General features: G+C 31.3%; 7 protein-coding genes. 1 reads left to right on the top strand and 6 read right to left on the bottom strand.

What is annotated here, in order from left to right; translation table 11 throughout:
* The 6 genes from HMPREF2811_RS11790 to pulA form a co-directional block, all read right to left on the bottom strand.
* Window positions 1–231 (bottom strand): FAD-dependent oxidoreductase (locus HMPREF2811_RS11790; protein WP_246829852.1); only part of this gene is annotated, 231 nt, incomplete at its 3' end.
* Window positions 232–260: 29 nt separating this feature from the next.
* On the bottom strand, window positions 261–953 hold the full coding sequence (locus HMPREF2811_RS09940; protein ID WP_371441410.1) for a sugar transferase: 693 nt from the start codon (window positions 951–953) through the stop codon (window positions 261–263).
* A 396-nt stretch (window positions 954–1,349) separates the two neighbouring features.
* Window positions 1,350–2,171, bottom strand: a complete 822-nt coding sequence (locus HMPREF2811_RS09935) for an LCP family protein (RefSeq protein ID WP_071409188.1) — start codon at window positions 2,169–2,171, stop codon at window positions 1,350–1,352.
* A gap of 214 nt (window positions 2,172–2,385) precedes the next feature.
* Complete coding sequence (locus tag HMPREF2811_RS09930) at window positions 2,386–2,565, bottom strand: hypothetical protein (RefSeq protein ID WP_071409187.1); 180 nt, start codon at window positions 2,563–2,565, stop codon at window positions 2,386–2,388.
* 211 nt (window positions 2,566–2,776) lie between these two features.
* Entirely contained in the window at window positions 2,777–3,730 is a 954-nt protein-coding gene (locus HMPREF2811_RS09925; RefSeq protein WP_246829851.1) for an Abi family protein, read from the bottom strand.
* Between the two features lie 233 nt (window positions 3,731–3,963).
* The gene (pulA, locus tag HMPREF2811_RS09920) at window positions 3,964–5,907 is read right to left on the bottom strand and encodes a type I pullulanase (RefSeq protein WP_071409185.1); all 1,944 of its coding nucleotides are present in this window, start codon (window positions 5,905–5,907) and stop codon (window positions 3,964–3,966) included.
* 796 nt (window positions 5,908–6,703) lie between these two features.
* Between pulA and HMPREF2811_RS09915 the strand changes: the two genes are divergently transcribed.
* The gene (locus tag HMPREF2811_RS09915) at window positions 6,704–7,006 is read left to right on the top strand and encodes a hypothetical protein (RefSeq protein ID WP_071409184.1); all 303 of its coding nucleotides are present in this window, start codon (window positions 6,704–6,706) and stop codon (window positions 7,004–7,006) included.
* The last annotated feature ends 184 nt before the right edge of the window (window positions 7,007–7,190 follow it).

The raw sequence follows: 7,190 nt of genomic DNA, 5'->3' as shown, positions 1-7,190 counted from the left end.
ATGGTTAAATTCAGCAAATTGATTGACATAATCCCAAACTTCTTTGTTGTTAGTATGGAAAATATGGGCCCCATACTTATGCACTTGAATTCCTGCTATTTCTTCCGTATAGATATTGCCTGCAATATGATTTCTTTTTTCAATTACCTTTACTTTCTTGCCACGTTCAGCAGCTTCATAAGCAAAAACCGAACCGAATAAACCCGATCCAACGACTAAATAATCAAACAAATTAATGCCTCTCCTATTCTTTTTGTGATTTACCAGGTATCATTTTTTGGAAATACCATAACAGAAACAGTTTTTAAAATTAATACTATATCTTGTTTTAAACTAATTGAATTAATATACTTAATATCCATTTCAACCATCTCATCAAAGGTTACCTCATTACGTCCTGTCACTTGCCAACGTCCAGAACACCCAGGTTGAACTAATAATCTCTGTTTATGATAGTTATTGTACTCCTGGTATTCATAAACCAATGGTGGTCTTGGTCCAATTAAACTCATGTCTCCGATTAATACATTATATAGTTGCGGTAATTCATCTAAACTAAATTTACGAATGATTTTTCCAACCGGTGTTACTCTTGGGTCTTCTTTCATTTTAAACATTAATCCGTCCATGTCATTTTGTTCCCAAAGATCTCCCAAATAATCTTCAGCATTTACCATCATGGAACGGAATTTATACATTTTAAATAATTTCCCATTGAGTCCCACTCTAGTTTGTGAAAATATAATGGGGCCTTTTGGATTTTCAATTTTAATTGCCAAAGCCACTAATAAATAAATCGGTATTAGGACTATTATTCCTAGACTACTGCCAAGGATATCAATCACTCTTTTTATCTTTAAATAATTACGTTTGGCTCTTAATTTTAATATATCAACATCCATATTTTTTTGTTTCGGATTATTGACTTGTGCTTGAATAACCCCTTCAGCCAACAAAAGCAACTCCCTTATCTTCTAATTATGTTTCAAATTCTCTTATTTCATCATTCTAAATAGTAACACATTCGATAATTAAGTCAATTTACCCTATGTAATTTTAATGAATTTCTTAGTTTTTTTTAGTTAATCCAAATTTTGCAACTGAAAAATTATTAATTTGTAAATTATTTAGCTAATCATTGATAGCTTATCAAACAATTTTCTTATTATAATGTGTTCATCCAAAGTTTTTAATTTAAATTATCTTGCTATCTAAAATTTACTTTACAATTTCATTGCTTTTTGTTGAAATCAAACATTCTTTTTATTGACTAACCAAAAGATAGACGTTACATTAACTACTAAAAAACACGTATTTAATGCAGCTAATTAAATACGTGTTTGTGAGCATTATTGAACAATTTTATGTAATTCTTCTAAGGACCCAGGAACAATTTCTTCTACTGCCCCTAACTCATCATCCAATCGAGATGTACCATTTAATTGAAACTCGTGTATCTCCAATTCCTTATTACCAAATTTTTGATACAAATCAACTATTTGATCAAATTCAAAATCAGTTAATATATATTGGTAACGATTTTCAAATATTTCACGATAAGATTCAATTTCACCTTTTTCAATCAAATCTTTAATTAATCTCGTCATCATCTCACGCATTCTACCTTGACGGGCATAATCACTACCGGTTGTATATCTTTCGCGTGCATAAGCTAATGCATGATCCCCATCTAAGTGTTGTTCAACTTTTTCTTCAAAGAAATATTTCTCCCACCAATTAAATGACATAGGTGGAATTACCGTAACGCCACCTAGTTTGTTAATAATATCAACAAATCCTGGCATGTTCGAGAATACATAATTGTCAAATTGAATCCCTAATAATGACTCAACGGTTTCAATAGTTAGATCTTTTCCTCCGAATGAATATGAAGAATTAATTTTATTTTGACCATAACCTGCAATATCAATGACCGAATCTCGTGGAATGGTTGAAATTGTTAGAGTGTTTGCATCTGGGTCAATAGTCAGTACCATTATTGCATCTGCTAGTCGACCATCCATTTCTTCCAGACGATCTTCTTCATATCCTGCATCAACACCAACAAAAAGAAAATTCAATTTCTCTTTTTGTGTTTCTTGTGCAAAACTGTGTGGTACGAATAATATTGAACAAATTATTATTAGTAATAACTTTGTAATTTTTTTCATTTTATTACCCCCTAATTATCTATGATTCAATTATAACATACTTTCCCAAAAAGAACGTTTACATTTAACTCATTTTAAAAATCGTCCTTAATCAAGTGAAATAACCTTTGAGGACAATTTTTGAATGGTAATAAATATTAAAATATTAATAATGATTATAGAATCAATATCAAAATAATTTTTAACCTGAATAAGATGTTTTAAGATTTTAGTGTTAACAATAATTTCGCTTATCGTTAAAAGTTAGCATTTCTTCAGAGGTCTGAGTAAAATGGAAAGCATCCGTTAGTTCATTCATGAGGGCTGTTCCATAATTACTAGATAATTGACTATCATTGTGAGAATCAATCAAATTATTATTAAATTTTACGGTATTTTCATGTAAATAAGTCATTAAAAGAACTCCTTTCTGTGGTATTTGTGTTAAATTACCATATTAGAAAAGGGGCTTTTTCCATCATTTAATGGATAATAAAGCGAATAAATATAAAGGTGATAGAGTCAACGTTGACAGCACTTTTGATAAACTATGAATTATCAAGGATAAATTAATATTATTAAGTTTACATCCTGTTTTCATTTTAGAAAATCTGTTTTTTAATTAACTATTTAACTCTTCTATTTGAATAATTTCTTTTTCGGTTTCTATATTTGGCTTTTGGAAAGATAGAATATATTACTTTTTCATTTGAAAAACCATAATACTTAGCATTTTTTTCATTACCATCAATCAATTTTATCATGGCACTTGATATTTCTGAATAATTATATTTAGGATTAATTTTATCAAGTAGATATTTTATAAGAACAATAGGTACACTCACTCGATTCGAATACATATTGTCTCCCGTTTTTAAAATGAATAATTTCCATTCGTCTTTTAATATAGGCATTGTCTTTAATTTTATATCAATAATATTGTTGTTATGTGCACAAATATTTCTTAATAAATTTACAGTTTTTAGCCAAGATATTAACTCATCGTTACTACAGTTATACTGACTCGATATTTTAATCAAATTCGATGTAGACATTAATTCCAATATCATTACCAGTTGTCCGAAAGTTAATAAATCCACTGCTAACCAAATCGTTGGTAAATTATTATTTTCTGCTTTGATTTTTTGTTTAATTTCTTCAGACTTACCTCTTTTTAAAGCTTTAAAAAGATCTCTTCTAAAATTATTTTGCTTCAATTTCAAATAATGTTTACAATACTCATTTTTATTACACCATTTTGAAAAATCTAAATAAGTATACCCATTTCCCTCAACAGAACCTAAAACAAATGCTATTTGAGTCTGTAATGCTACTTCAATATCCTCAATTGCATGTAATAAAGATATTCTAAGATTTTTATCTTGATAGTATCTTGATAATATCTTTTCAAAAAATTCTCCTTGATAATCAATTTTACCATCCACGATTTTATTAAAAGGAGCAGCAAATTCTTTAATTTTATAATACGATACAGTTCTTAATGTTTCTTCGGCTCTTTGAGGATAAGTAAAATTCATATTACGGCTTTTTAGTAATTCTACTAATTCTTTATTTTCCATATGATTAACACTCATAATATATACCTTTCATTTGAAATAAATGTACAAAAAAAGCCGCCCATCAGTTCATGACTGCGCATACGCGAGGGCGACCATTGATATCGTACTTATATAATACAACAATTTCATTTTAATTGCAAGACTTTTATATTTTATTTATTATTGTTGAAAAAAGTAGCATTTGGTCAGACACCTATAATTAAATACACAAAAATATAAGGTTTAACTTTATCCTAATCCAAATACTGTTTCAACACTAAGGTTGTGTATGGCTCAATTAAGAAGCTGTCGATTTCACCTGTCATATGGTCATCATCTAGGAAGACTTCTCCGTCGACTAACTTCATAATATAGTCGCCTTGTTCTAAGTCATATTTTAATGGATTTGATTGGGCATTCAAGACAATAATCAAACGCTCATTATCTTGGCGATATTCAAACGCAACACGTTGGTATGAAGCATGTAAGATACGCATCGTACGGCCGATTTCTTCATAAGTTTTCAGTCTTAATAATGGCTCTGCTTTACGTAATTTAATTAAGTCACGTACCATTACAACAGTATGTTCATATTTTTCTTGACGTAACCAGTCCATCTTATTGATTTGATCTGCACTATTATAACTATCACGCACACCAAATTTAGTTCTTAAAAATTCTTGTCCAGCATGGATAAAAGGAACACCTTGGCTTAATAAGACCGCTGTTGTCGCTAATTCATGACGACGAATAATCGTATCTTTATCTAAACTTGGGTCAGCCGTCACTAAGCGATCATACAAGGTATAATTATCATGCGCTTCGACATATTGAATCACTTGTCCTGGTTCAGAATATTGACCGGTACTGATAGACGCCATAAAGTTATCGGCTAATTTATTCTCAGTATACCAAGCACCATTGATAAATCCTCTTGTGTGAGGGTCAAAGTCATTTCCTTTTAAGGCTTCACGAATCCCATCATTGAATTGGCCTACTCGCGGCATTTCAATGGCATTATGGTGACTCGCTTTTTTATACCAAGGTAATTCAGTCATTAAGTCCCAACCTTCACCAAAGACCATAATCGACGGATCAATTTCATCTAAGGCTTTACGGACAGCGTTCATCGTTTCGATATCATGAATGCCCATTAAGTCAAAACGGAACCCATCTAAATGGAATTCTTTAGCCCAATAAGTCACACTATCCACGATATATTTACGCATCATCTTACGTTCAGAGGCGGTATCATTTCCTACTCCAGTTCCGTTTGATAAGTAACCTTCATGCGTCGTACGGAAATAATAACCTGGAACGGTACGATTTAAACTGTGATTATCTACTTCGTAAACATGATTATAAACCACGTCCATAATAACACGAATACCCGCATCATGTAGGCCTTGGATCATTTGTTTCATCTCAGTAATACGTGATAATGGATCATAAGCATTCGTTGAATAAGTTCCTTCTGGCGCATTGTAATTTAACGGATCATAACCCCAGTTATATTCTGTCGGCACTTCACCTGTCTCATCAACCGTCGCGAAGTCAAACATCGGTAAAAATTCCACATGGGTAATCCCTAATTCTTTTAAATAATCGAGACCTGTTTTTGAACCTAATGGGTTTTTAGTCCCTTCTTCAATAACACCGAGATATTTACCTTTATTTTTAATGCCACTATTAACATCCATGGATAAATCACGAATATTCGCTTCATAAATAATCGCATCCGTTGGTGCAGAAAATGGCTCCATACGTCCACCCCAATTTTCAGGGTTGGTACGTGGTAAATCAACCACTACCGAACGTTTTCCATTTACAGTAACGGCGCGCGAATAAGGATCGACTGAACGACGACTCGTCCCATCGGTATAGAATAGTTCATAACGATAGGTTAAACCATGACAATCGCCTTCAACTTCTGTTTGCCAAATATGTAATTCATCATTCAACACCATTGGGATAATTTTCTTAGTTGGTGCATAGTTATCTTCATAAATAATTAAGTTCACTGCCATTACAGTAGGCGCCCATAAATGAAAAGCAGTTTTTTCTTTAGTATATAAAGCACCTAATGGCCCATCATAGGCTAACTTTTCTAGTTCTTTAATTTCTGGACTTTCAATATATAATTTTGTTTGTGGTTGGGGAATGAATTCATCCAACACTAACGGTTTGTAACGTTCCACTCTCGACACATCCTTTTTTATTTTGCCCACCTATTATAACAGATTTTTAACAGGATTTCGACCTTATAAAAAGCTCCTAAATGGCTCTATTAAGGCGTTTAATGGGCATCTCATAATATTTTCATACTAATTAAATCGAAATTAATCTTACAGATTAATTTTAATGTATAATTCGCAAGACTTTGTGAACCCACTCACACATAAAGCTTATATTAATTATTAATTAAACCTTTTCAAACAACTGTTTGCTTGTGAGTTTTATGGCGAATACAAAATATAATCATACGGAAATTTTTCAGATAGTCAAGTAGTTAGATAACGAAAATGAGTCTTTACAAAATTCCATTTTATTAATTAATGTTTAGAACATAGAACGACTTGAGCGAGACAGTCGGCAAACGGTAGAAAATGAATTGATTTTCGTTTGGTTTTTCACCCACACAAAGTGAATAAGTCCTAAACAAGTCTTTAAGACGCAGTTCGAGGCCACTCAACCACTGCGCTATCAGAAAAATAGATAGATTCAACCGGAATTATTATAGTTTTTGCCTAGATTTCATTCCTAGCTTCATCATTAAGACAAAATAAAACAAGTAAAATACATCTAGTTAACGTATTTATTAGTGAGAAAATTATGTGCAACAAATGGGCGAAACTTTTTATCCCTTTTTATGACGATAACCTTATCAGTACTTATATTTTCTCAGTATCTTTATTACTTTTATATTCCTATCTATTCAGCATGAAATATGATAAACTTAAGTCAAATTTATCCATCATGGTAAGGGGTGAACTTATGGAAAAAAGACAAAAAAAGATTTTATCTTTTTTAAATAAATTAGATGATCAAAAATTAGAATTACTTTATGAATTAGATAATCTTGAACAAAATGAAATTAACACTATTATCAAATTAATATATGTATTAAGTTCGAAAAAACTGACTGACTTTAGTTTATTTGATGGGATTTCAGAAGCTGATCCTGAACCATGGGAAATAGAAACACTCCAAAAGTGGGAAAGACTAACCGAAACAGAAAAAATCGAAGGTAGTTTAACCCATCAGGAATTATTAAAAGAAATGGATTTTAATGACTAAAATTATCTACTCAAAACAAGCTATAAAATTCATTAAAAGACTTCCCAAAAATCATGCTAATAGAATTTTAACTGCCATCAGTTTATTACCTTTAGGCGATGTAAAAAAACTAAAAGGCTATAATGGTTTTAGACTACGTATTGGCGATTACCGGGAGTGAACCAGAAGTAGAAAATCGAATGAT

It is taken from the genome of Globicatella sp. HMSC072A10, from assembly GCF_001811625.1.
Taxonomy (GTDB): Bacteria; Bacillota; Bacilli; order Lactobacillales; family Aerococcaceae; genus Globicatella; species Globicatella sanguinis.
Note: the sequence above shows the minus strand (reverse complement) of the source record. Positions and strands in the feature narration are given on the sequence as shown.